This window comes from Pseudoalteromonas sp. 23_GOM-1509m, from assembly GCF_000518425.1.
Lineage (GTDB): Bacteria > Pseudomonadota > Gammaproteobacteria > Enterobacterales > Alteromonadaceae > Pseudoalteromonas > Pseudoalteromonas tetraodonis.
Window position 1 is genome coordinate 418,042 of sequence record NZ_KI912433.1, and the last position, 22,630, is coordinate 440,671.

Here is a 22,630-nt window from a genome sequence, read left to right on the forward strand (position 1 = left end):
GGATAACCCGTGCAATTTAATTCTACTGATAATTACATCGCAAGCTCAGCATTAAAACAGGCCGTAAACGCCGCTATTATGCTGCAAAAGCCGCTTTTAATTAAAGGCGAGCCGGGCACAGGTAAAACCATGTTGGCTGAAGAGCTGGCAAAAAGTTTAGATACCGAGTTGATTCAGTGGCATATAAAATCAACCACTAAAGCGCAGCAAGGTTTGTACGAGTACGATGCAGTATCGCGTTTACGCGACAGCCAGCTAGGTGATGAGCGCGTTCACAATATTAGTAACTACATAGTCAAAGGTAAGCTGTGGCAAGCCTTCATGTACGCTGAACTAAACGGAAAACGCCCAGTACTCCTTATTGACGAAATAGACAAAGCCGATATTGAGTTTCCAAACGATTTACTACTCGAACTCGATAAAATGGAATTTCATGTATACGAAACCGGTGAGCGCATTGTGGCCAAAGAGCGCCCTATTGTGATCATCACATCAAACAATGAAAAAGAGCTGCCCGATGCGTTTTTACGCCGCTGCTTTTTCCATTATATTGATTTTCCAAATAGCGACGAAATGCAGCAAATTATTGATGTGCACTACCCGCATGTTAAACAAGATTTAGTTCGCCAAGCACTTGAAGTGTTTTTTAACTTACGCGAAGCCAACGGCCTTAAAAAGAAGCCATCCACCAGCGAGTTACTGGATTGGTTAAAACTATTAATGGCTGAAGATATAGACGCCAAAACCCTGCACGACAAAGCGCAAAAAGGCGGCTTAATGCCGATGTTTGGCGCACTACTTAAAAACGAGCAAGACATAAGCCTAATCGAAAAGCTCGCGTTTATGAGCCGTCGCTAATATGTTGGTACAGTTTTTTTTCACGCTACGCAAATACCGCTTACCCGTGAGCCTGCGCGAACTGCTCGATTTAATAAACGCTTTAAAACAAGGCGTTGTATTTGCTGATGTAGACGCCTTTTATCATTTAGCGCGCACTATTATGGTAAAAGACGAAACGCACTTTGATCGATTCGATAAAGCCTTTAGCGATTACTTTAGCGGTATTGCCGACTTAGACCTGCTCGAGAGCTTAAAACAGCAACACAACTTACCTGAAGATTGGTTGCGCAAAGAGTTTGAAAAGCACCTAAGCGATGAAGAAAAAGCCCAACTAAAAGCCATGGGCGGGCTCGACGAGCTAATGAAAACCCTCAAAGAGCGTTTAGAAGAACAGCAAAAACGCCACGCTGGCGGCAATAAGTGGGTAGGTACCGGCGGCACCTCGCCTTTTGGGGCATACGGCTATAACCCTGAGGGCATACGCATTGGTCAAGACGGCAACCGCAATCGCCAAGCGGTAAAAGTGTGGGATAAGCGCGAATACCGTAACCTCGATTCTGACCGCGAAATTGGCTCACGCACTATAAAGCTGGCCCTTAAAAAACTACGCAAATTTGCCCGCACTGGCGCAAGCGACACCCTTGATTTAAACGAAACCATACGCGCGACCGCCAAACAAGGTGGCATGCTCGATATAAAAATGGCACCCGAGCGCCACAACGCCGTAAAAGTATTGATGCTGTTTGATATTGGCGGCTCAATGGATGATTACATTCATACCTGTGAAGAATTATTTAGCGCCGCCCACAGCGAGTTCAAACATTTAGAGTTTTACTACTTTCATAACTGTTTATACGAACACGTGTGGCAAGATAACCAACGCCGCCACTCAAACGTTATTGATACCATGACGCTGATCAACAAGTTCACCAGTGACTACAAAGTTATATTTGTCGGTGATGCCTCTATGGGCCCGTATGAAATTGCTTATCCTGGCGGCTCAGTAGAACATTGGAATGAAGAACCCGGCAGTGCATGGTTAAACCGAATTACTAATCACTTTGATAAAGTCGCGTGGCTCAACCCACAACCGGTTGAACACTGGCCGTATTATCAATCAATTGATTTTATAAAGCAGCTGATGGATAACAGAATGTACCCGCTGAGTTTAGATGGAATAAGTAGCGCGATAAAAGAGCTGAGTTAAATATTAATTTACGACAGCTCAGCGCTAGCAGCGGAGCTTTAGGCATGAATCTATAACTTTGTTGGGTGGCGCCTTCGGCTTAACCAACCTACCTTTTGACGTAGGTCGGATAAGTGGCGAAGCCACGCCATCCGACAAAATGATCGATGTACCAGAAACAATCCGATGCACCACTTTTTAGATCACCTCCTAAGTATGACTGAGTTATTACTCAGGAAGCACTTCAATATTTACAATATCGTCTTTTGTAACTGCAATAGATTGATAACCATCCTGATCAAAAGTGCAAGCTTCTGGGTTTATAAGCTTGTGATAAGATGAAACTAAAATTTTACCCCATGGGTACTCAGTAAAAGTTTTCACTTTTGATGGATTTAAAGCACAGCGAATAAGAAGAGGTTTACCAATTTCCGACAACTTCATACCGATAGAGTCGTCGAAATCAAAACACATCATAACCTGCTCACCGCCATATAAACCGATTAAAAATTTCGAACCACTATTACCTAGAGCTACTTCAGTAAAATTAAAAAATATTCGTTTATCTCTAGCTGGGCAATATTCTTCAGTGAAAAAATCGCTCCAACAACTCTTAATAAAGTCAATTTCATTTAAAGAAAACCGATGACCATGTTCTGTTAGGAAGGTATTCCTAATCTCACTTCCATTTCTGACAAGGAGTCCTCTTTCTTTTATTTGCTCAGGAATGGCCCTTGTATAATGAATACCGACAACTTTTCTTTCCGAGCAGTGTTTATCAATATCTTTTACTAACTCGAGGACACAACTGTATTTAAACATACTTTCCAAGTGGTAATGTTTACGGCATAGCTCGTCTAATGTTCTTAATCTATCAGTAAATGCCTTTGGTAATCTTAAGGGCTTAGTAAGGTCAATAACCATATAAAAAGTTAGTTCCTTTAATCCATAATATTAACTAAATAAACTTACACATTCCAAACCCTAAAACATCTCCATCGCGCTTTAAATAGCCATATTGTGCGTAAAAACTTTCTTTCCCGTAAGCACTTAATAAACCTACTGTAGCGCCATTAGAGCAGGTACTGCTTAGATAGTTTTCAATGTGGGTCATTACTAAACGACCAATACCTTGTTTTTGATAACTAGGCGCAACAATTATATCTTGAATATAAAAATACATTGCGCCATCACCAATCACTCTCCCAGTGCCTATCAACTTATCAGTGTCGTACACGGCAACCCAAAATAGTGAGTTTTCGATGCTTGCTTTTAATATTTCATCGTCAGGATTTTGCCACTTTACTTGTGTACGTAAATTAGCAAACTCATCCAGTGCAGGGGCTTTAAGTCCAACTTTATAAGCCATAATATCCCTTTCTCACTTTTAAAGCTCTTTACTCATAAATAAGCTATACGGATCTAACTCATAATCACCAAACGGTTCACACTCTTTAAAACCAAATTGAGCGTAAAGCTTTTGTGCGGGTACAAATGCCTCTGCTGTTCCAGTTTCTAAACTTAGCTTTTTGTAACCTCGCAGTGTTGCCTGCTCAATAATATGCGTAAGTAGCTTAGCCGCTATGCCTTGGCGTAAATAGTTACTTGATGTACGCATTGATTTAATTTCGCCATGAGTTGTATTGAGCGCTTTTAATGCACCAACACCAGCTAAATTACAATCAATCCATAAGCTATAAAAGGTTATCTCGGGCTGAGTGAGTTTACTCACATCAAGTGCATGTACGCTCTCAACAGGTGAGTGATTTAGCATATCGTTATGATGCGTTTGTAATAGTTTTATAACGTGTGGGTTTGAAAGCTCGCCTGTTCTTATTTCCATTTACAGCTCATTTTTTTTGTGTATTAATATCTAATATAAAGCGCTAATAACTTTATATTTAACTCATCATCAGTAAAAGCGATAACACTACCGAGTGGTTTCGAGTGTTCTAAGTCCCCTATTCGCATTTCAAACTTTTGATTATCAAAACTATCAATAAAAATATGTACTTCTTTATCCTCACCATAAAATGATGCGAAGTTGTCTGTAATGAGCATATTAAATATCATAGTTTCCACCTTGTAGATTAAACATAAAATAATGATTACCTAGGACAATTTAAAGTTACAAGGTTTATAACGAAGGGGTGTTATAAATTTTAAAATATTGATAAAAAATATTCTTTCTCGAAACTCCTTTAAGTGAAGAAACAAGAGGAAATAAGAATTCCTTGCTATCTAGTATTTCTATTTTCCATTTAGCATCGCCAATAAAATGAAAAGTTAACGTGTTCGAGTTTTGAATATTATAATTTCGAAAAGATCCCGTTGAATACATGCTACCAATCGTAGCTGAATCAACAATATCAAGGTGCTCATTCAAGAGATGGATATGAAGCATATCCTCGTAAGGAGTGTCATCCGTCATAAAGACAAGGTATTTACAACCTGCTTTAATACAAAGTTCCAAATAAGTACCATCAACAACTTTATCTGTTTGCGTATTATTTAAAAAGATACAGCTCTGTTCTGGAGACTTAGGGATTGTCTTAAATACTTGGCTTTCAAGTATGATCATCTTTTTCACCTAGCTATTACTTTTGACAGGCCAATTCTCGCCCACCGCAGGCTATCGTGGTCCACACTAGTCGGTATTTATGTAGAGGTCGTTTGATTTGCACCTTTCACCTCAAACCTCGAAAATAAAATCACATCAACTTCCAAACCACAAACGCTACAGCAAAACCAACCAAGTACACTAAACCTAACCACGTTAAGCTACGCAAAAGTAGACTGTGTTTAATCGCGGGCTCTGAGCGCACTAGGCTGAAGTTAAGCCATGCAAAAACCGGTGTGGTTACAAAAGCAAGTGTCATTGCAAAGATAAGCATAGGGCCAAGGGCTGATTTAAAAAATAAAATAACCGCCATACCGGCCAATGCTTGCAGTATAAGCCACGTATTTAAGCTGTGTTTAGATTGCTTAAAACCAAGTAATTTGTGTGATTCGTTAAGTGTGCGGGCGTAACCGTCAAGTACGGTGAGTGTGGTGCCAAACATACACAAAAACGCGATGGCTGATACCAAAGGCCTTGCCCACTCGCCTATTGTTGATGCGTACATATCAATCAGCTGTTTAGCAAACGCTACACCACCGAGCTCTATATTACTGTTTTGCCCATATTGCACTAACGCACCTAAACTAAAAAATACCAGCGCAAGCCCGGCGGTTAACCAATAACCTAGATTAAAATCGAATAAGCCTTGGTTTTTAGTCACACTTTGCTGAGCTTGTTTTTCTTTAAGCCACAACGAGCTCAGTGCCGATATTTCAATAGGCGCTGGCATCCAGCCCATTAAGGCAACCATAAAGCCTAACATGGCAAGTTCATATGGTGAGGGGCCAACGTAGTTTATAGGCGCTACTGGGCCGTTATTTATAGCAATAACCAATGCAGTGATGGTTGCTATAGTAAGTAGCCCCATAATAGCTTTTGCTACGTTATCGAGCGCTTTAAAATGCCCCAGTAATAATATAATTAAACACACGGCCAATATTACCCAACACAATAATGTAACAGGAATGCTAATAGGTAATGCGTAGTGTAATAAGCTCGCCGTAAGCAACAATACACCTGCGGTATTTACCACAGCGGCAATAATATTGAGGGCAATAAAGCTGTAAAAATAGCCAGGGCCTTGGTTTTTATACCCTTCTACTAAACTGTTTTTGGTGGCGAGTGTGTATTCCATACCAAAACGAAAAAACGGGTACTTTAAAACGTTAACCACCACAATAAGCCAAAATAGCTGCCAGCCAAATAATGCGCCTGCTTGAGTAGAGGCCACCAAGTGTGAGCCACCAATGGCAGCGGTTGCCATTAAAATACCTGGGCCGAGCGCCCCTAACCGAGACTTCCATGTGTTTTGTGTGTACTGCATTAACTTCTCAAATTTGGTGTGTTATGTGCTTTTATTATTAATTTTTATCATTAATAAACTGTGTGAATGCATAACTTACCTAATTTACAGGCAATAAAAAAGAGCCCTTAGGCTCTTTTTAAAATAACACGCTGTTAGTTATTAATTTAAATCCATCTCTTGGATGATTTCATGTGCTATTTCTGGTGTGGTACTTACAGGCTTTTCATGTAAGTTCGCTTTTATTTGCCCTTTACGATGCTTTAGTGCGGCATCGAGTTTTTTAGCTGCGCTGGAAATAGCAGGATACATAACTTCGTTTTCCCCTTTTACCGATATACGCGCACCTTCATAATTTGTGCTAATTTCTGCTTGGAACTTATGATGCTCTTTTGAAAGAATAATATCTAGAGATATCAATGATGGAAAATGGCTCGCGACTTTTGAGAACTTTTCGTTAATGTGTTCTTTAATAGAATCAGTAACGTCAACATGGTGACCAGAAAGATTAATTTTCATAGGGTATCCTTTTATTTGTTACCTCATAGTTAGTATTGGGGGCTAAACGAATTAACACAAGAGAAAAAATGAAAATTACGCAATTATTTATTACCCCACCTGATTTAGATCATTCATTTAGCATTAAGTATGCAAAAAGCCGCTTTGAAGCGGCCTTTAGAGGTGTTGATAATTTAATCAACCAACAAATTAATCGGTGTATGAACAACAATAATCTGCAAAATCACTTACTTTTACATGAAAGCTCACATTAGCATCAACATTAAATGACTCGCCCGCATTAAATGTTTTCCACTCGCTTTCACCAGGTAGTAATACATCCCACTGCCCTGCTAACAACTCCATGCACTCTTTTTGGTTAGTATTAAACTCAAATTCACCGGGTTGCATAAAACCCAAGGTTTTTGCTTCACCGTTACCTAAAAGCACAGTACGGCTTGATACTTTGCCATCAAAGTACACATTGGCTTTTTTAACCACACTAACGTTATCGAACTTTGGCATGTTAACTCCTGTTGTTAATTTATAATTTTGTTACCCCCACAGTGCCTGATACACAAAAACCTTGCAAGTTAAGTGCTGTGAAAATTACTCATTTAGAAGCCAAAAGATTAAAAATGAAAGACTTTATGGGAAATAGGTTGTGAGCAACGGGCTAAACTTTTGAACAGGTCTTTTAATGATTTTTGTACAAAGAGGACTATGAGACGCTACGCTTTAGAGGAAGTAATCAAACAGCAGAATTGACTTTGAAATTTGGGTTTTGTATTACCTCACTTGCTTCTCTGTGTTCAAATAAATTTTTAATAATTTGTGCACAAAGAGGGCGATGAGACGCTATGCTTTAGAGGAAGTGATAAAAGTACAACTCATAAAAAAGCCCGCCCTATTTTACGCAGGGCGGGCTTTTAAATGTTAAAGCAGTTGCTTAAAACAATGCGTTTGCTTTGTTAACTACATTTTCTACCGTAAAGCCGAAGAACTCAAATAGCTCGTTTGCCGGTGCCGACTCACCAAAGGTGGTCATACCAACTACGGCGCCATTTAGGCCTACATACTTGTACCAGTAATCAGCAATACCCGCTTCAATCGCTACGCGACGTGAAACGCTTGCTGGTAATACGCTTTCTTTGTACTCAGGCGATTGGTCTTCAAACGCATCAGTACATGGCATAGATACAACACGTACCTTTTTACCCTGCGCACGTAGCTCTTTCGCAGAGTCTTGCGCTAGCTGTACTTCAGAACCCGTTGCAATCAAAATAAGCTCTGGATTGCCGTCACAACTTAAGATGTAACCACCCTTTTTAACGTCGCTTAATTGCTGGGCATCACGAGCTTGCTGCTCTAAGCCTTGGCGAGTAAAGATTAATGATGTAGGACCGTCTTTACGTTCAATAGCTTGTTGCCATGCAATTGCTGACTCAACTTGGTCACATGGGCGCCAGTTGTATAGGTTAGGCGTTAAACGCATGCTCGCAATTTGCTCAACTGGTTGGTGAGTTGGACCATCTTCACCTAAACCGATTGAATCGTGCGTGTATACAAAAATGCTTGGTTGCTTCATTAATGCAGCCATACGTACCGCGTTGCGTGCGTATTCCATAAACATTAAGAACGTTGCACCGTAAGGAATAAAGCCTTTATGCAGTGCAATACCGTTCATAATGGCCGACATACCAAACTCACGTACACCGTAGTAAATGTAGTTACCACTTGCATCATCAGCAGTTAAGCCTTTAGAGCCATCCCAAATTGTTAAGTTTGAACCCGCTAAATCGGCAGAACCACCCATAAATTCAGGTAGTAACGGGCCAAACGCATTTAATGCATTTTGCGACGCTTTACGTGATGCTGGGTTTGCTGGGTTTGCTTGCAGCTCTTCAATGTACGCTTGTGATTTTTCAGCCCAGTCAGCTGGTAATTCTGAATGTGTACGGCGTTTGTATTCTGCTGCTAGCTCTGGGTATGCTTTTTCATATGCGGCAAATTTTTCGTCCCAGCTTGCTTCAAGCTGTTGGCCTTTTTCTTTGTTATCCCACTGTGCATAAATATCTTCAGGGATTTCAAATGCATCGCCCGTCCAACCTAAAAACTCGCGAGACGCTTTAATTTCGTCATCACCTAGTGGTGCACCGTGACAATCGTGGCTACCTGATTTATTAGGTGAGCCGTAACCAATAATAGTTTTACAACAAATTAGTGTTGGCTTATCAGTCACGCTTTTAGCTTCTGCAATTGCTGCACTTACTGCATCGCTATCATGGCCATCAACGTCACTAATTACATGCCAGCCGTATGCTTTAAAACGTGCTGGGGTATCATCACTAAACCAACCTTCAACTTCACCGTCGATTGAAATGCCGTTGTCATCCCAAAATGCCACTAATTTGCCTAGGCCTAATGTACCGGCTAGTGAGCATGCTTCATGAGAAATGCCTTCCATTAAACAGCCATCACCCATAAACGCATACGTGTGGTGATCAACAATGTCGTGGCCTTCACGGTTAAACTGCGCTGCTAATGCTTTTTCAGCAATCGCCATACCTACCGCATTTGTGATCCCTTGACCTAATGGGCCCGTAGTGGTCTCAATTCCTGGCGCGTATCCATATTCTGGATGGCCTGGTGTTTTAGAATGCATTTGGCGGAAGTTTTTAATTTCGTCCAGTGGCAAGTCATAACCACTTAAATGCAGTAGAGAATAAATTAGCATTGAACCGTGACCATTTGAGAGTATAAATCGATCTCGGTCAGCCCACTCTGGATTTGTTGGGTTATGTTTTAGATAATCGCGCCATAATACTTCTGCGATATCAGCCATGCCCATAGGGGCTCCAGGGTGACCAGATTTGGCCTTTTGTACTGCGTCCATTGACAAGACGCGAATAGCATTTGCAAGTTCTTTGCGAGATGGCATGAATTCTCCTACCTTTATATGTATTTGCGCGGGTATTTATTTATCCCCATTCTTACTTATTGTGGGGGCTGTGTGCAATTAAAAACCCATAAAAATAGGGCATTATGAATATTTTTTAAGAACCATTTACTATTAGATATTTTATTTAGACGTCTAGGCGTAAAAAAACTATGCAAGTTCATTTGTTTTAGATAAAATACGCGCCTTAATTTTTTAGCGCTAATACCGACGTTTGTGAAGCGCAATATTTGTGAGCATAATTACAATGGCAAAACATTTATTTACTTCTGAATCTGTTTCTGAAGGTCATCCGGATAAAATCGCCGATCAAATTTCTGATGCGGTACTTGATGCTATCCTAGAGCAAGACTCTCATGCCCGTGTAGCGTGTGAAACTTACGTTAAAACCGGTATGGTTATGGTTGGTGGTGAAATCACGACTAGCGCATGGGTTGATATCGAAGAAATTACACGTAAAACAGTACGTGAAATTGGTTACACACATTCAGACATGGGCTTTGATGCCGATTCGTGTGCAATTTTAAACACGATTGGTAAACAGTCTCCTGACATTAACCAAGGTGTTGACCGTACAAGCCCTGAAGAGCAAGGCGCTGGCGACCAAGGCCTAATGTTTGGTTACGCATGTAACGAAACTGAAGTATTAATGCCTGCTCCAATTACTTATTCTCACCGTTTAGTACAACGCCAAGCACAAGTACGTAAAAGCGGCGAGCTTAACTGGTTGCGTCCAGATGCAAAATCACAGGTTACGTTTGCATACGAAAATGGCAAGCCAGTAGGCATTGATGCCGTTGTACTTTCTACTCAGCACAGCGAAGATGTATCGCAAAGTGATTTAGTAGAAGCGGTAATGGAAACGATTATTAAGCCAGTACTTCCTGCTGAGCTGATTACTAGTGCCACTAAATTCTTTATTAACCCAACTGGCCGTTTTGTAATTGGTGGACCAATGGGTGACTGTGGTTTAACTGGTCGTAAAATCATTGTAGATACTTACGGTGGCATGGCTCGTCACGGTGGTGGTGCTTTCTCTGGTAAAGATCCATCAAAAGTTGACCGCTCAGCGGCTTATGCTGCACGTTATGTTGCTAAAAACATTGTTGCTGCTGGCCTTGCTGACAAGTGTGAACTTCAGGTGTCTTATGCTATTGGTGTTGCAGAGCCAACATCTATCAGTGTTGAAACATTTGGCACAGGTAAATTAGAAGAAGCGCGTTTAATCGAACTTATTCGTGAACACTTTGACTTACGCCCTTACGGCCTGATTCAAATGCTTGATCTTGAGCGCCCTATTTATCTTCCAACAGCGGCTTACGGCCACTTTGGCCGTGATGAATTCCCATGGGAACGCACAGATAAAGCAGACGCACTTCGCGCAGCAGCTGGCCTGTAAGCCACCTAGCTAATATTAAAACGGCCCTTTTTAGGGCCGTTTTGCTATGTGTATTAAGTTAGTCATAAAACAGTCTCGAACTGTTTAACATTTTAGGTATATACTCTGCTTATACAATAAAGCGTGTTAGGGATAAAAAATGGCCGACAATTTTCGTGTTATATTTGTAGGACTTGCAGAAGGCGCAGACAGCCAAGCAGTGACCAATGCACTGACAGAAAAACTAAAAACCTCACCTGAAAAGGTGGCGGCATTTTTTAATGGCAAGCCGCTGTTTGCTCCTAGCAACAAAGAGAAAGCCCTTAAGCAAGCTAAGTTACTTTCAACGCTGGGGATCAAAAGCAAACTTCAGCAAACAGCCCCTACACAAGCTACTTCTCAAAAAGCGCACGACAGCCAGCGAGATCAGCGCTTATTTGATGCCCTAGATTACATTACTAGTAGCTTAATTCGTCTTGAAGAAAAACTTGAGGATCTTGAGCAACGTCTCCCTGAGGTTGAATTATCATTACCTGATGAAAAAAATGAAGTATGGGAAGATGACGATTTAATGCTTGATGAGCCACTCTCTACTACGCCCAAAAAACGCAGTAACCTTGTTTTATATTCGCTGATTTCTACAGCCGTAATATTACTTATTGTGCTTGCTGTGTACTTATTATTTCCTAATTTATTCTCTTTTTAATCATGGTTTAGTTATTTAATGAGTAATAATCGCGCACAAATAAGACACGATATTCGTAAAGCACGTAATAACCTATCAAAAAACCAGCAAGAAATAGCGGCCCACTCGCTTAAAGTGAATTTTATTCAATTTTTAAAAAGCATGAACTCGGCCAAAAAAAGCCATATCGCGCTTTATTTAAGCAATGATGGCGAATTAGATACCTCATTGTTAATTAATGAATTATGGAGCATTGAACAGCATGTTTACTTACCTGTAATTCACCCTTTCAACGGGGCTAATTTACTATTTCAACGATATGAAAAAAACTCACCCATGAGAGCAAACCGCTATGGTATCTTGGAGCCTAAGCTAAACTGCTCTCAAATATGCCCATTGCCAGCGCTTGATTATCTACTTATGCCACTTGTTGCATTTGATAAATTTGGTAATCGCCTTGGAATGGGGGGTGGGTTTTACGATAGAACCTTGGCATGTTTACACGAAGAAAACTGGCAGCAACCACAACTTATTGGTCTAGCACACGAATGCCAACAAGTGGATAAGCTCCCAATTGAATCGTGGGATGTGCCTCTTAAAACTATTATTACACCCAATAAAACCTACTGTTGGTAACAATTAATCTTGTAAACTAACAGTCTATTTTTGACATAAATGAGCACATAGCAATGACACAAGATGAATTAAAAAAAGCAGCTGCATGGGCTGCACTGGAGTTTGTAAAAGAAAACACCATAGTGGGTGTTGGTACAGGCTCAACCGTTAATCATTTTATTGATGCTTTAGGCACAGTAAAAGACACCATTGTTGGTGCAGTATCTAGTTCAGAAGCGTCTACAGCACGTTTAAAAGAACTTGGTATAGAAGTATTTGAGCTAAATAATGTTGATGCTCTGGATGTATACGTTGATGGCGCAGATGAAATTAACGCTCTAAACGAAATGATTAAAGGCGGTGGTGCAGCGCTCACCCGTGAAAAAATAGTCGCGGCAGTGGCTAAACAGTTTGTGTGTATTGTTGATGACACCAAACTAGTCGATACCTTAGGGGATTTCCCACTGCCAGTTGAAGTTATTCCGATGGCGCGCAGCTATGTTGCCCGCGAATTATTAAAACTTGGCGGTGATCCTGTGTATCGCCAAGGTGTTGTAACCGATAACGGCAACGTTATTTTAGATGTACATAATTTAAAAATTACCCATGCTAAACAGCTTGAAACACAAATAAATCAAATTGTTGGCGTAGTCACCAACGGCCTATTTGCAGAGCGCGGTGCTGATAAAGTGATTATCGGCACAAAAAATGGGCCACAAATTAAATAGGATATGGTTATGAGTAAGGTATCGTTAGCAAAAGACAAAATTAAAATTCTCTTGCTTGAAGGTGTTCATCAAAGCGCTGTTGAAACGCTAAAACGTAACGGTTATAGCAATATCGACTACGTTAAAACATCGCTACCTGAGGACGAGCTTATTGAGCGCATTAAAGATGTGCACTTTGTGGGGCTGCGTTCTCGTACTCATATTAATGAATCGGTATTAAATGCAGCTGAAAAACTAGTTGCTATCGGTTGTTTTTGTATTGGTACCAACCAAGTAGATTTAAATGCAGCACGTGAACGCGGTATTGCAGTATTTAATGCCCCGTTTTCAAATACTCGCTCTGTAGCTGAGCTTGTACTAGGTGAAATACTGCTTTTATTACGTGGTATTCCACAGCGAAATGCCGCTGCGCACCGTGGTGGCTGGTTAAAAACAGCCAATGGCTCGTTTGAAGCGCGTGGTAAAACCTTAGGTATTATTGGCTACGGTCACATTGGTACTCAGTTGGGCATTATGGCTGAAAATATTGGTATGAACGTGGAGTATTACGACATTGAAGACAAACTGTCTTTAGGTAATGCGACACAAGTACATAACTTAACGCAGCTATTGCAACGCGCTGATATTATTAGCTTGCACGTACCTGAAACACCGCAAACTAAAAACCTGATTGGCACGGCTGAATTGGCGGTAATGAAGCAAGGCTCTATTTTAATTAACGCTTCACGTGGTACTGTCGTTGATATTGACGCCCTAGCAGAAGCGCTAACAGAGAAAAAACTCAGCGGCGCAGCAATTGACGTATTCCCAGTTGAACCTAAATCTAACGATGAAGAATTTATCTCGCCACTGCGTGAATTCGACAACGTTATTTTAACGCCGCATATAGGTGGTTCTACTCAAGAAGCACAAGAAAACATTGGTATTGAAGTAGCGGGTAAACTCGCTAAGTACTCAGATAACGGCTCAACTATTACCGCAGTTAACTTCCCTGAAGTATCATTGCCAGAGCTTGCTAATCGCAGCCGCTTGTTACACGTGCATCACAACCGCCCTGGCGTGCTAACGCAAATTAACCAAGCGTTTGCTCAGCACGGTATTAACATTGCCGCACAGTACTTACAAACCGATGAAGCAATTGGTTACGTGGTTATTGATGTAGACACAGATCACTCAGAAGTCGCACTTAAAGAGCTCAGTGCGGTTGAAGGTACAATTAGAGCGCGTATTCTTCACTAACTATCAGCTAAAATAATAAAAGCCGTACTTGAATAATCAAGTACGGCTTTTTTGTTTTAAATTGAATCCTGACGGCTTATAACTTACCGCTGTTATTTGCCTTTAACCTCTAAATTTATAAACTTAACCAGCTCTTCGGGTTGTCCTGCTAACATCATTAGTTGCTGATTCACTTCCATCATAGTTTTACCTTCAGGCAGTTTTGCTGACACACTAAACGAATTTAGTCCTTTAGCAAAATCAGTTAACGCCTTGGCTATTTCTTCGGTCACAGGTGCTTGTTGAAGCTGTTGATCAAGCATTGTTTGCATTTGCTCTAACGTCATACCTTGCTTTGCCAACTCGCTTTCTAATAAGCCTTTAAGATCACCTTGGTTATTAACAACTAAGCTAACATTACGTGGCTCTAGCTTACTCATTGCTTGCATAATCATTGTTTGCTGCTGTAACTCTTGCTCATAAGTAAGTGGCGTAGTGCCTGCAGCTTGTTGAGCCTTACTGATTTCAAGTGAAGCGTCCATAAGCGCTTTAGAATTAGCAAGCCCCATGTCCATATCAATACTGGCAATATCATTAGCTTGCAGCTTAACAACAATATCACTGTTACCTGATTGCTCATCGTAATCTAATGAAGAGTGTAAATCATAACTGGCTGAGGCAAGTTGTGTATTTGTATCTGCAGGCAGTGTATCGACAAAGCTTTTATCAAATTGAAAGTTTTTTAACGTAAAAGCAGTATGTGGCGATATTTTATCGGTTTCGTAGCCTGTCACTTCAACATGCTCAACCGTGGCAATTTTATCGCCCTCAGGGCTAGTCACTTCAATATTACTAATGGCAACACTGTTTGAAATAACACTCGCCGATAGCTCTGCGTAGTTAAAACTAGCACCTGTTTGTTCGCTGACCAAGGCCAACTGTTTATCAACCTCAGCACGTACCTCTTGTGTTGCAACATAGTTTGCATAGCTTACGCCACCCACACCTGCAGCAATAATCGCGGCTGCAATCACTAATTTTTTCATGTCATTTCCTTATTAAACTCTTTATATAAGTGGCTTTAAGCAAGACTAACATTGAGAACATGCATCGTTAAGCACTTTTTGTTTGCTAGTTAATTAAACTCAGTAGCTCGTGCACTGTTTTAACTGGCGTTATTTTAGCACCCAGCCCTTCCATCGATTTATGGTAGTTACGAAATGGGATAAATATTTCAGTAAACCCATGTTGCGCCGCTTCTTTAACACGGGGTACACCACTGTCGATTGGACGCACATCACCGTTTAAACTTAGCTCCCCCATAATACAGGTGGTTCGAGGTACAACAAACTCGTTCAAACTACTTAAAAGTGCAGTAACAAGCGCTAAATCAATACAGGTTTCTGATTCATCAATTTTTAGACCACCCACAATATTAAAAAACGTATCGTGAAATATTTTAGTTTTAGTGTGTTTACGTAAAATACCAGTGAGCATTTTAATCCGGTTCATATTTAAACCAACACATACTCGCTGTGGAAATTCTGCTTCTGTTTCAGTGGTTAAACATTGAATTTCGAGTAGTAGATTACGATTACCTTTACGAATACAAGTAATCGTCGACCCCGGTGATTCAGTGGTTGAACCGGATAAGAAAATTTCGCTGGGGTTATCCACACTGAGCATACCGCGTTCACACATTTTAAAAATGCCCACAGTATCTATATCACCAAAGCGATTTTTATTAGCACGCAGCGTACGCACTTGACCATCGTTGGTATCAATATGTAACAGTGCATCAACAATATGCACTAATGTTTGCGGGCCAGCTATTTCATTATTTTTATTTACGTGAGCAATAATGAACATAGTGACATCGTTTTGCTTACAATATTGGGTTAGCGCTTGAGCGGCACTTTTTACTTGCGAGGGTGAGCCAGGGCTACCATTAGCGGTGTCGGTGACCACGGCTTGAATAGAGTCGATAACGGCAAACTTAATTTTGTTTTTATCCAGCTCTTCAATAATGGTTTCAACACTGGTTTCAGAAAGTAAATAGAGCTCATCTTCGTTATAGTTAAGTTTTAAACGGTTTACTCGGTTTTTAAACTGCGACAAAGACTCCTCAGCAGTACAATAAAGCGATGGCATGCGCTGAGACATTCTTGCCACTAAATCCGATAGTAGCGTGGTTTTACCCGCCCCCGGATCGCCAGAAATAATATTAACCGAGCCGGTGGTTACACCGCCGCTTAGTACACGGTCAAGTTCGCCAATTTCAGTAAGCTGTTTTTCTGCCTCTGAGGTTGCTACTTCATTAATTTTTTTAGAGCCACCGCCAATACCACCGGCGTAGCCACCGACACTTGCACGAGCTGCTACTTTTTTGCTTTGCCCTGCAGAAGGTTTAAACTCTGCTAATGTGTTCCACGCACCGCAGCGACACTGACCTTGCCAGCGTTGATAGTTCATGCCACATTCTGTACAAACAAACTCTACTTTTGCCGCTTTAGCCATTTAAAACCTTACCTACTATTCTTTATTTTGAAATATTGACTGTTAAGCGCTTATTTTGCCATTGCTGGCTTTACCTTAGCAACAACGCCTTGTGGAATAGCGCATTTAGTATCACACTCACACTATACTGATGTAGTTTCATTTAACCTGCTTTAGGGCATGCTTCTTGCTTTAAAAAGCTAATAAAAACATGCCAATTAATTGGCTCATAACGAATAACAATAAACACAAAGTATAGTTACGCATAATATCGTGGTCGCATTTAACTACTTTTCGATATTAGATTTATTTAATTCTCTAATAAATGATTGCAACAGTATACCTACTTTTAAATTAGACGGTGATGATTTATAAATGGCTGAAAACGTATTGCTCAAGCATGAAGCGCTTGTAAATGAATTAAAACAGTATTTGGGAAATGCTAAGTTTGATCTCATTTTCAAGTCAAAAACCGCCGAGTTAAGCAAACCCGAGCAGTTTTTAATAAAAATGGAAATGTCGCGTTTATCTCAGCCGATAGACCGCTTTATTGATCTGCGTGGCTCAGTAACCGGCCAAGTAAAACCATATGAGCATAACGGTAAACAACACTTTATGGATGACACCGCCATTGAAGTATTCGAAGCAGCAATAAAACAACATAAAGGCTACACCCTTGCCGTGTACGAAGCGGTGATGAATACCGAAAATAATTATCGTGTATTACAGCAAAAATCAACGACCACCCCAGCTAAAATAATTGAACCATTACCCGAACTACCCACCGATGTAATTAAGTTTGCGGCTTATGAAAGTCGTAGCGAAGAGCGAATGAATTACTCAATTAAAATTACTATTGAGTACGATGAGCAAACAAAAATTGAAGCAAGTACTTCTGATATTTCACTCAGTGGCTGTAAAATTAAGTTGGCATCCCGCTATAACTTAAAAAAAGGTCAGCTTATTGTTATGCACTTAGTTGGCCTTGAACAAGATTTTGAGCTTGGGTTAAAAAATGGGATTGAATACGAAGTGGTTGCGATAGAAAACACCTCGGATGAATTTAATCATATTCGCTTAAAACGCACATTTAAAGAAAACAACACCGCGTTTGACCATTTTTTAGAAAGCTTTATTCACGGCAATAAACGCCGCTACAAAGTGAACTTAGATAACACCCTCGATGCAGTTATTTCTAAAGGATACGAGCAATATTACATTCCAAGGGTCAATTCGCTATACGTTTTTATAAGTCAAAAAAACGGTGTTTATTATCCAAGCTTAAGTTTAACTACAGAAAACAGCCTGTTTATTCAGCGTTACTTTACCGATGAGCGCAAAGTATCTTGCCTATACAGTGTGTTAAACCATAAGCGTATTCGTAACTTGGCACTAAAACCTGTTGCTGTAAAAGAGGAATATTTATATACCTTTACCCATGTCTCTGCAGGAAAAATTTACTACTATTCAGCCACTCGTTCAGAGCTTGAGCAACATGCACAATTAAAAGCGTTATTTTTTGGTTTTGGTAGCCGAAGAGACAGTTGGCGCTGCTTTAAATTACAATTGATGCCAAGCCATACTGAAGATGCTTATATTCCTTTATCTTTACCTAACTCTTTGGGTAAAGATATTGAGAAACTTAATAAACCGCCTTCACCACGTGTTGAAGGCGCCATAAAAGACGTAAAATATTTAATGCTACTTACTCAAGTAGGTAATAAGCATGAACAACAGCATTATCAACAGTATGAATTTGATAAAGCCTTGGCCAATAAATTGAAATTGTTTGGCCACAGTAAGCATGCATCACCGCCGGAGCTAAATACCGTGCCGTTAGAGTACGTGAACCTTCGATCTAATAAGCGTTACCTTTATAAAACCAGCGTCGTTATTAACACCCGTGACTCAGTACTGCATGGCCATACTCGGGACTTTTCAGTCTTTGGTTTACAGCTAGAGTGTAATCAAGAAGTAAACTTTAAAAAAGGCGATATCGTGTCGCTGTCATTCCCCGATTTACAAAAAATCACCAAAAGTTATTCATTAAGTCTTATTCAATATGAAGTAATGGCGGTGAGTAAATCGTTAACCACGATTAATTTAAAAGCACATGTAGAGAAAAAGTCGCCTCATACTGGGGTCGATTTTTTTACTCTTTTAATTAACAGCAATAAACAAAAATTAAAAATAGCAGAAGAGTCACCTAAAGTACCTGGGCTTTCTACAGCACTTAGAAATATGGTAACCAAAACACTTTGCCAGTTCCCAATATACTTACATAAATCAATGGCTCACTTTGAAATTGGCGCCATGGGATTTGGTTTATATCCAAGCCCTCTGCATGTTATTTTACAAAATTTTTCACTGCTAAATACTAAAACAGACTTATCAAATATTATTACTAAAGCGCACATTGCTGATGTGATCACCCCGAATATTAAAGAGCGATCTCGCCAAGACTCGCCATTAGAATTTAGTTTGGTGATTAACTTCGATCCTAAAAAAGAAAATATAGCCGATGCAATTACCAGTCAGTGTATTTTAGGCACCGACTGCAGCGAGTTTAAACAGCAAATAAGTAAAGGGCTGAAGTCTGAGCTGGTTTTTATAATGCGTTTATATATTTCACGTACTGGTCGACTCGATACTGACTACTTAGCAAATGAGCTAAAATACGTTAGCCAATACGCAATTCACAAGGCTAAAGACTTAGAGGATGCCTTGTGGTCAGTATCGGGAGTTGGCGATATTATTGATGTAAGTGACGAAGCCCTTGTACATTTATCGCTCAACCAACAACAGGTTGAGCAAATGTCTAGGCGAAAACTAATTTGGTTAAACCGTTTACGTTAACCCTGTGATGGATTTAGCGGAACCGCCAACATATACAGCAATTGTAATAACGAGCCTTGGCAAATAGCCGCTTGGGCTTGTTCAACTACTTTAGGTTTGCCATGCACAGCAACGCCTAATCCTGCTTGAGCCATCATTTTTAAATCATTTGCGCCATCACCAATGGCAACTGTTTGCGTTTTTTCAAGGCCTAGTTTTTGTTGGAGCGATTCTAAAATAACCGCTTTTTGCTCAGCATCAACAATGCCTCCTAACACCTTACCTGTTAGTTTATCGTCTTTAAATTCCAATACATTGGCATGCACTTCATCTAAATTAATTAACTCTTGTACACGCTCTGCAAACGGCACAAACCCGCCTGATGCAATAGCTAAATACCATTGGTGGTGCTTTAAAATTTGGCACAATGCTTTAATACCCGGCATTAAAGGCAGTGCACTTTTTAGATCATCAATTAAGCTTTTTTCAATCCCTTTTAGCTTGGCAACGCGTTGGTTTAAACTCTCACTAAAATCAAGCTTACCTGCCATTGCCTGCGCGGTCACACTGGCAACCTCGTCATATACATTGGCTAAACGCGCAATTTCATCAATGCACTCAATAGTAATGGCTGTTGAATCCATATCCATTACCAATAATCCTGGTTTTTTTAAATTAGGGGGATTGGTTACTTGCACTAACTGACACGTCAAGGTATTTGCAAAAGTTTGAAGTTCAAGTGGGTTTATTGCCTGCTCTGTATTTTCTATATAAAAACATAATGCCGGAGATAACCCTAAATCTGGCTGGTATTGGCACATTGCTGTCACATTTTGCTGATGAGTGGCAAAAAATTCAATCATGCTATTGATATGCGCCATACTAAAATCGCCTGCAAATGCGATACTAAAAAGCCCTCGCTCTCTGCTTGGAATTGTATTTAAAGGTGCAAATACGCCCTTTTGATAGCTGAACCATTTATTTAGGGTAAGTTGTGATAATGGTTGCTCAGCGCTGTGCTGTGCCATGTTCGCATCCGACATGGGATCTCCGTTTATATTTCCTGACATTTAGCGCATTGATGATAAGGATATAAGATACAAAATTCGCCATCAGGGTGGATTTAAGGTTATAGTGTAGTTGTAACATCAAATCAAAATGCTGTCAGCAGCATATACGGTGACTATGAAAAATAACCATCTTAAAAATCCACTTACAGCCTCGCAAAAAAAGCGTTTAATCCGTTTGCTATTGGCCGCTGGCTGCTTTGTATTATTAAGCTGGGTGGGTATAAATAGTAGCTTTCAAAGTCATCAACTGCTTTACGATAATGCCAATAGCGCAGCTAAATCTCTCACTCAGTTTATGGCACTGAATGCTAAAAATCCGCTGATAGAAAAAAACAAGCAGCAACTGACCACCTTATGCAACAATATCAGTAAAGATGAATTTGTACTCTCGGCCACTATTTATGACAAACAAGGTGTGGTACTTGCGAGCAGCGATAATTGGCAATCGCATCATGTATATGGCTTATTACCTGACTCATCACCGGGTATTAGTAAGTTAAAAACGCCTTTTGTTGAGCAAGTTATTTCAGACGACAACCGCCCGATTGGCTTTGTATCTATTACCTATTTAACCCGTGCTGCGGTATCGGCTAGCCATAATCATTTTCATGATTTAGGTCGCCAGGTGCTACTTATGTTAGTGATTGCCTGTATTTTTACTTGGCAATTAGGCCGAGGATTAAAGCGCTGGCAAGTAAATCGTTATATACAAAAAACATCTGAGCATGAATCATAAAGCTGCTCAGCTAATTGAAATTTATCGCTATTTGGTTTTAAACCATAAAGCGCATCAAATACGTTAGGAATATGCAGTGGGGTATTTACCTCCCCTTGATAGCCACTTAGCGGCATTGAAGGTGAGTCAGTTTCAAGCACTAACTGCTGCGGCTCAAGCTTTGCTATAACCGCACGTGTTTTAGCTGCACGCTCGTAAGTTATAACCCCACCGACTCCAAGTTTAAAACCCTGCTTTATATAATAGTGCGCTTGTTGAATTGAGCCTGAAAAAGCATGAATCACACCGCCGTTTTTTGGCCTACAACGCTTAAACGACTGCGCAATTAAATCATGGCTTTGCCTGTGATGAACAATTAGCGGTAAATCAAGCTCATTAGCAAGCGCTATTTGCTGCTCAAACAAAAAGGTTTGTTTTTCAAGATTGGAAATACTGCGATCGAGCCCGCACTCACCAATAGCCACCAGCTGTGTTTTATTTGCTTTAGCAAAATTAAATAATGACTCTAAATGTGATTGTTGGTGTTGCTCTAAAAAATAAGGATGCAGCCCTGCCGCTATGCTGACTTGTGGGTAAGTTGCTTTAAACTCGAGTAATTTTTGAGATTGCGCCAAGCTAATACCTGGCACAATAAATTGGCTAACGCCCTTTGCTACACAGGCATTAATAAGTGATTCGCGGTTTGCATCAAACTCACTAAAATCAAGATGGCAATGCGAGTCTATAAACTTCAAAAAACTAGCCCACTACGGGTTTAAGCGCGTTATTTGCCAGCTATTATCGGCCTGACGCTGATACATAAAGCGATCATGTAGACGGTGAGCTCCGCCTTGCCAAAACTCGATTTTTTGCGGCACAACACAATATCCGCCCCAAAAATCAGGGAGTGGTATTTCACCTTTGGCAAACTTGTTTTTCATATTGGCAAAGGTTTCCATTAACACTTTGCGCGACGACACCGGGCGGCTTTGTTGCGACGCCCAAGCGGCTAATTGACTTTCTTTTGGACGAGATAAAAAGTACTTAGCCACGGCAGACGTTGGAAGCGGCCGCGCCTCACCATATACAATTACTTGGCGCTCCATGTGGTGCCATGGAAAGTGCAAGGAAATTTTATTATTGCCTTTAAGCTCTTGTGCTTTTCGTGAACCGGTATTAGTAAAAAACACAAAACCGTTATCATCTAAATGCTTTAGCAGCACAATACGCTGTGAAGGCTGACCGGTGTCATCAACCGTAGCGACCACCATTGCTGTAGGGTCGGGCAAATTACTGGCAACAGCATGCTCAAGCCAGGTTTCAAACTGCTTAAACGGATTATCCAGCAAGTTGTCTTCACTGAGCGCATCTTGCAGGTATTCACGACGAATATCTTCGAGTTTCATATCAAATCCTTCTAAAGAGCTATCAGCTATCAGCTATCAGCTATCAGCTATCAGCTATCAGCTATCAGCTATCAGCTA

23 protein-coding genes are annotated in these 22,630 nt (G+C 40.4%); 9 read left to right on the forward strand and 14 right to left on the reverse strand.

Annotated features, from left to right (window positions below; translation table 11 throughout):
- The first annotated feature begins 9 nt into the window (after positions 1-9).
- Positions 10-858: an AAA family ATPase gene (locus N523_RS0115365; protein WP_008464234.1), complete on the forward strand. Its 849-nt coding sequence runs from the start codon at positions 10-12 to the stop codon at positions 856-858.
- A 1-nt stretch (position 859) separates the two neighbouring features.
- Complete coding sequence (locus N523_RS0115370) at positions 860-2,047, forward strand: vWA domain-containing protein (RefSeq protein WP_028833932.1); 1,188 nt, start codon at positions 860-862, stop codon at positions 2,045-2,047.
- Positions 2,048-2,254: 207 nt separating this feature from the next.
- Here N523_RS0115370 and N523_RS0115375 read toward each other — a convergent pair whose 3' ends face one another.
- From N523_RS0115375 to tkt, 9 genes are all read right to left on the reverse strand, one after another.
- A complete protein-coding gene (locus N523_RS0115375) occupies positions 2,255-2,950 on the reverse strand; it encodes a hypothetical protein (RefSeq protein ID WP_028833931.1) in 696 nt (231 codons plus the stop codon).
- A gap of 34 nt (positions 2,951-2,984) precedes the next feature.
- Positions 2,985-3,395 carry a GNAT family N-acetyltransferase gene (locus tag N523_RS0115380; protein ID WP_028833930.1) on the reverse strand — a complete coding sequence of 137 codons (411 nt, stop codon included), beginning with the start codon at positions 3,393-3,395 and terminating at the stop codon, positions 2,985-2,987.
- 18 nt (positions 3,396-3,413) lie between these two features.
- Positions 3,414-3,869, reverse strand: coding sequence for a GNAT family N-acetyltransferase (locus N523_RS0115385; RefSeq protein ID WP_028833929.1), 456 nt, complete (start codon positions 3,867-3,869; stop codon positions 3,414-3,416).
- A gap of 23 nt (positions 3,870-3,892) precedes the next feature.
- Complete coding sequence (locus N523_RS0115390; protein ID WP_028833928.1) at positions 3,893-4,099, reverse strand: hypothetical protein; 207 nt, start codon at positions 4,097-4,099, stop codon at positions 3,893-3,895.
- A 64-nt stretch (positions 4,100-4,163) separates the two neighbouring features.
- Entirely contained in the window at positions 4,164-4,607 is a 444-nt protein-coding gene (locus tag N523_RS0115395) for a hypothetical protein (RefSeq protein WP_028833927.1), read from the reverse strand.
- Between the two features lie 130 nt (positions 4,608-4,737).
- Positions 4,738-5,970 carry an NRAMP family divalent metal transporter gene (locus N523_RS0115400; protein ID WP_028833926.1) on the reverse strand — a complete coding sequence of 411 codons (1,233 nt, stop codon included), beginning with the start codon at positions 5,968-5,970 and terminating at the stop codon, positions 4,738-4,740.
- 141 nt (positions 5,971-6,111) lie between these two features.
- Positions 6,112-6,468, reverse strand: a complete 357-nt coding sequence (gene hpf, locus N523_RS0115405) for a ribosome hibernation-promoting factor, HPF/YfiA family (RefSeq protein ID WP_013465684.1) — start codon at positions 6,466-6,468, stop codon at positions 6,112-6,114.
- 189 nt (positions 6,469-6,657) lie between these two features.
- Complete coding sequence (gene ppnP / locus N523_RS0115410; RefSeq protein ID WP_010387728.1) at positions 6,658-6,972, reverse strand: pyrimidine/purine nucleoside phosphorylase; 315 nt, start codon at positions 6,970-6,972, stop codon at positions 6,658-6,660.
- Positions 6,973-7,396: 424 nt separating this feature from the next.
- Positions 7,397-9,388 carry a transketolase gene (tkt, locus tag N523_RS0115415; RefSeq protein ID WP_028833925.1) on the reverse strand — a complete coding sequence of 664 codons (1,992 nt, stop codon included), beginning with the start codon at positions 9,386-9,388 and terminating at the stop codon, positions 7,397-7,399.
- Between the two features lie 265 nt (positions 9,389-9,653).
- On the opposite strand from tkt, the gene metK reads away from it, so the two are divergent.
- The 5 genes from metK to serA all read left to right on the forward strand — a co-directional run bounded on the left by metK (position 9,654) and on the right by serA (position 14,051).
- Positions 9,654-10,805 (forward strand): methionine adenosyltransferase, encoded by a 1,152-nt coding sequence (metK, locus tag N523_RS0115420; protein ID WP_010387726.1) that lies wholly within the window; start codon positions 9,654-9,656, stop codon positions 10,803-10,805.
- A gap of 139 nt (positions 10,806-10,944) precedes the next feature.
- Positions 10,945-11,490 carry a hypothetical protein gene (locus N523_RS0115425; protein WP_028833924.1) on the forward strand — a complete coding sequence of 182 codons (546 nt, stop codon included), beginning with the start codon at positions 10,945-10,947 and terminating at the stop codon, positions 11,488-11,490.
- An 18-nt stretch (positions 11,491-11,508) separates the two neighbouring features.
- The gene (locus N523_RS0115430) at positions 11,509-12,105 is read left to right on the forward strand and encodes a 5-formyltetrahydrofolate cyclo-ligase (protein ID WP_028833923.1); all 597 of its coding nucleotides are present in this window, start codon (positions 11,509-11,511) and stop codon (positions 12,103-12,105) included.
- Between the two features lie 53 nt (positions 12,106-12,158).
- Positions 12,159-12,812: a ribose-5-phosphate isomerase RpiA gene (gene rpiA / locus N523_RS0115435; RefSeq protein ID WP_028833922.1), complete on the forward strand. Its 654-nt coding sequence runs from the start codon at positions 12,159-12,161 to the stop codon at positions 12,810-12,812.
- Between the two features lie 9 nt (positions 12,813-12,821).
- A complete protein-coding gene (gene serA / locus N523_RS0115440) occupies positions 12,822-14,051 on the forward strand; it encodes a phosphoglycerate dehydrogenase (protein ID WP_028833921.1) in 1,230 nt (409 codons plus the stop codon).
- A gap of 92 nt (positions 14,052-14,143) precedes the next feature.
- Here the strand turns inward: serA and N523_RS0115445 are convergent, their stop codons facing one another.
- Positions 14,144-15,076 (reverse strand): hypothetical protein, encoded by a 933-nt coding sequence (locus N523_RS0115445; protein ID WP_028833920.1) that lies wholly within the window; start codon positions 15,074-15,076, stop codon positions 14,144-14,146.
- Positions 15,077-15,161: 85 nt separating this feature from the next.
- The gene (radA, locus tag N523_RS0115450; RefSeq protein WP_013465693.1) at positions 15,162-16,547 is read right to left on the reverse strand and encodes a DNA repair protein RadA; all 1,386 of its coding nucleotides are present in this window, start codon (positions 16,545-16,547) and stop codon (positions 15,162-15,164) included.
- 354 nt (positions 16,548-16,901) lie between these two features.
- On the opposite strand from radA, the gene N523_RS0115460 reads away from it, so the two are divergent.
- The gene (locus N523_RS0115460; protein ID WP_028833919.1) at positions 16,902-19,382 is read left to right on the forward strand and encodes a PilZ domain-containing protein; all 2,481 of its coding nucleotides are present in this window, start codon (positions 16,902-16,904) and stop codon (positions 19,380-19,382) included.
- Here N523_RS0115460 and serB read toward each other — a convergent pair.
- Positions 19,379-20,404 (reverse strand): phosphoserine phosphatase SerB, encoded by a 1,026-nt coding sequence (gene serB, locus N523_RS0115465; RefSeq protein ID WP_028833918.1) that lies wholly within the window; start codon positions 20,402-20,404, stop codon positions 19,379-19,381. The genes N523_RS0115460 and serB overlap by 4 nt on opposite strands.
- A 142-nt stretch (positions 20,405-20,546) precedes the next feature.
- On the opposite strand from serB, the gene N523_RS0115470 reads away from it, so the two are divergent.
- Positions 20,547-21,167, forward strand: a complete 621-nt coding sequence (locus N523_RS0115470) for an AhpA/YtjB family protein (RefSeq protein ID WP_028833917.1) — start codon at positions 20,547-20,549, stop codon at positions 21,165-21,167.
- Here N523_RS0115470 and N523_RS0115475 read toward each other — a convergent pair.
- Complete coding sequence (locus N523_RS0115475; RefSeq protein ID WP_028833916.1) at positions 21,134-21,901, reverse strand: TatD family hydrolase; 768 nt, start codon at positions 21,899-21,901, stop codon at positions 21,134-21,136. The two genes, N523_RS0115470 and N523_RS0115475, sit on opposite strands and share 34 nt — an antisense overlap.
- A 12-nt stretch (positions 21,902-21,913) precedes the next feature.
- A complete protein-coding gene (gene pdxH / locus N523_RS0115480; RefSeq protein ID WP_028833915.1) occupies positions 21,914-22,552 on the reverse strand; it encodes a pyridoxamine 5'-phosphate oxidase in 639 nt (212 codons plus the stop codon).
- Positions 22,553-22,630 lie beyond the last annotated feature (78 nt).

What these genes read in the sequence shown, in the direction of transcription:
- N523_RS0115370 (WP_028833932.1), top strand. Translation starts at nt 860, where the DNA reads ATGTTGGTACAGTTTTTTTTCACGCTACGCAAATACCGCTTACCCGTG.
- N523_RS0115375 (WP_028833931.1), bottom strand. Translation starts at nt 2,950, where the DNA reads ATGGTTATTGACCTTACTAAGCCCTTAAGATTACCAAAGGCATTTACT.
- N523_RS0115380 (WP_028833930.1), bottom strand. Translation starts at nt 3,395, where the DNA reads ATGGCTTATAAAGTTGGACTTAAAGCCCCTGCACTGGATGAGTTTGCT.
- N523_RS0115385 (WP_028833929.1), bottom strand. Translation starts at nt 3,869, where the DNA reads ATGGAAATAAGAACAGGCGAGCTTTCAAACCCACACGTTATAAAACTA.
- N523_RS0115390 (WP_028833928.1), bottom strand. Translation starts at nt 4,099, where the DNA reads ATGATATTTAATATGCTCATTACAGACAACTTCGCATCATTTTATGGT.
- N523_RS0115395 (WP_028833927.1), bottom strand. Translation starts at nt 4,607, where the DNA reads ATGATCATACTTGAAAGCCAAGTATTTAAGACAATCCCTAAGTCTCCA.
- N523_RS0115400 (WP_028833926.1), bottom strand. Translation starts at nt 5,970, where the DNA reads ATGCAGTACACACAAAACACATGGAAGTCTCGGTTAGGGGCGCTCGGC.
- hpf (WP_013465684.1), bottom strand. Translation starts at nt 6,468, where the DNA reads ATGAAAATTAATCTTTCTGGTCACCATGTTGACGTTACTGATTCTATT.
- ppnP (WP_010387728.1), bottom strand. Translation starts at nt 6,972, where the DNA reads ATGCCAAAGTTCGATAACGTTAGTGTGGTTAAAAAAGCCAATGTGTAC.
- tkt (WP_028833925.1), bottom strand. Translation starts at nt 9,388, where the DNA reads ATGCCATCTCGCAAAGAACTTGCAAATGCTATTCGCGTCTTGTCAATG.
- metK (WP_010387726.1), top strand. Translation starts at nt 9,654, where the DNA reads ATGGCAAAACATTTATTTACTTCTGAATCTGTTTCTGAAGGTCATCCG.
- N523_RS0115425 (WP_028833924.1), top strand. Translation starts at nt 10,945, where the DNA reads ATGGCCGACAATTTTCGTGTTATATTTGTAGGACTTGCAGAAGGCGCA.
- N523_RS0115430 (WP_028833923.1), top strand. Translation starts at nt 11,509, where the DNA reads ATGAGTAATAATCGCGCACAAATAAGACACGATATTCGTAAAGCACGT.
- rpiA (WP_028833922.1), top strand. Translation starts at nt 12,159, where the DNA reads ATGACACAAGATGAATTAAAAAAAGCAGCTGCATGGGCTGCACTGGAG.
- serA (WP_028833921.1), top strand. Translation starts at nt 12,822, where the DNA reads ATGAGTAAGGTATCGTTAGCAAAAGACAAAATTAAAATTCTCTTGCTT.
- N523_RS0115445 (WP_028833920.1), bottom strand. Translation starts at nt 15,076, where the DNA reads ATGAAAAAATTAGTGATTGCAGCCGCGATTATTGCTGCAGGTGTGGGT.
- radA (WP_013465693.1), bottom strand. Translation starts at nt 16,547, where the DNA reads ATGGCTAAAGCGGCAAAAGTAGAGTTTGTTTGTACAGAATGTGGCATG.
- N523_RS0115460 (WP_028833919.1), top strand. Translation starts at nt 16,902, where the DNA reads ATGGCTGAAAACGTATTGCTCAAGCATGAAGCGCTTGTAAATGAATTA.
- serB (WP_028833918.1), bottom strand. Translation starts at nt 20,404, where the DNA reads ATGTCGGATGCGAACATGGCACAGCACAGCGCTGAGCAACCATTATCA.
- N523_RS0115470 (WP_028833917.1), top strand. Translation starts at nt 20,547, where the DNA reads ATGAAAAATAACCATCTTAAAAATCCACTTACAGCCTCGCAAAAAAAG.
- pdxH (WP_028833915.1), bottom strand. Translation starts at nt 22,552, where the DNA reads ATGAAACTCGAAGATATTCGTCGTGAATACCTGCAAGATGCGCTCAGT.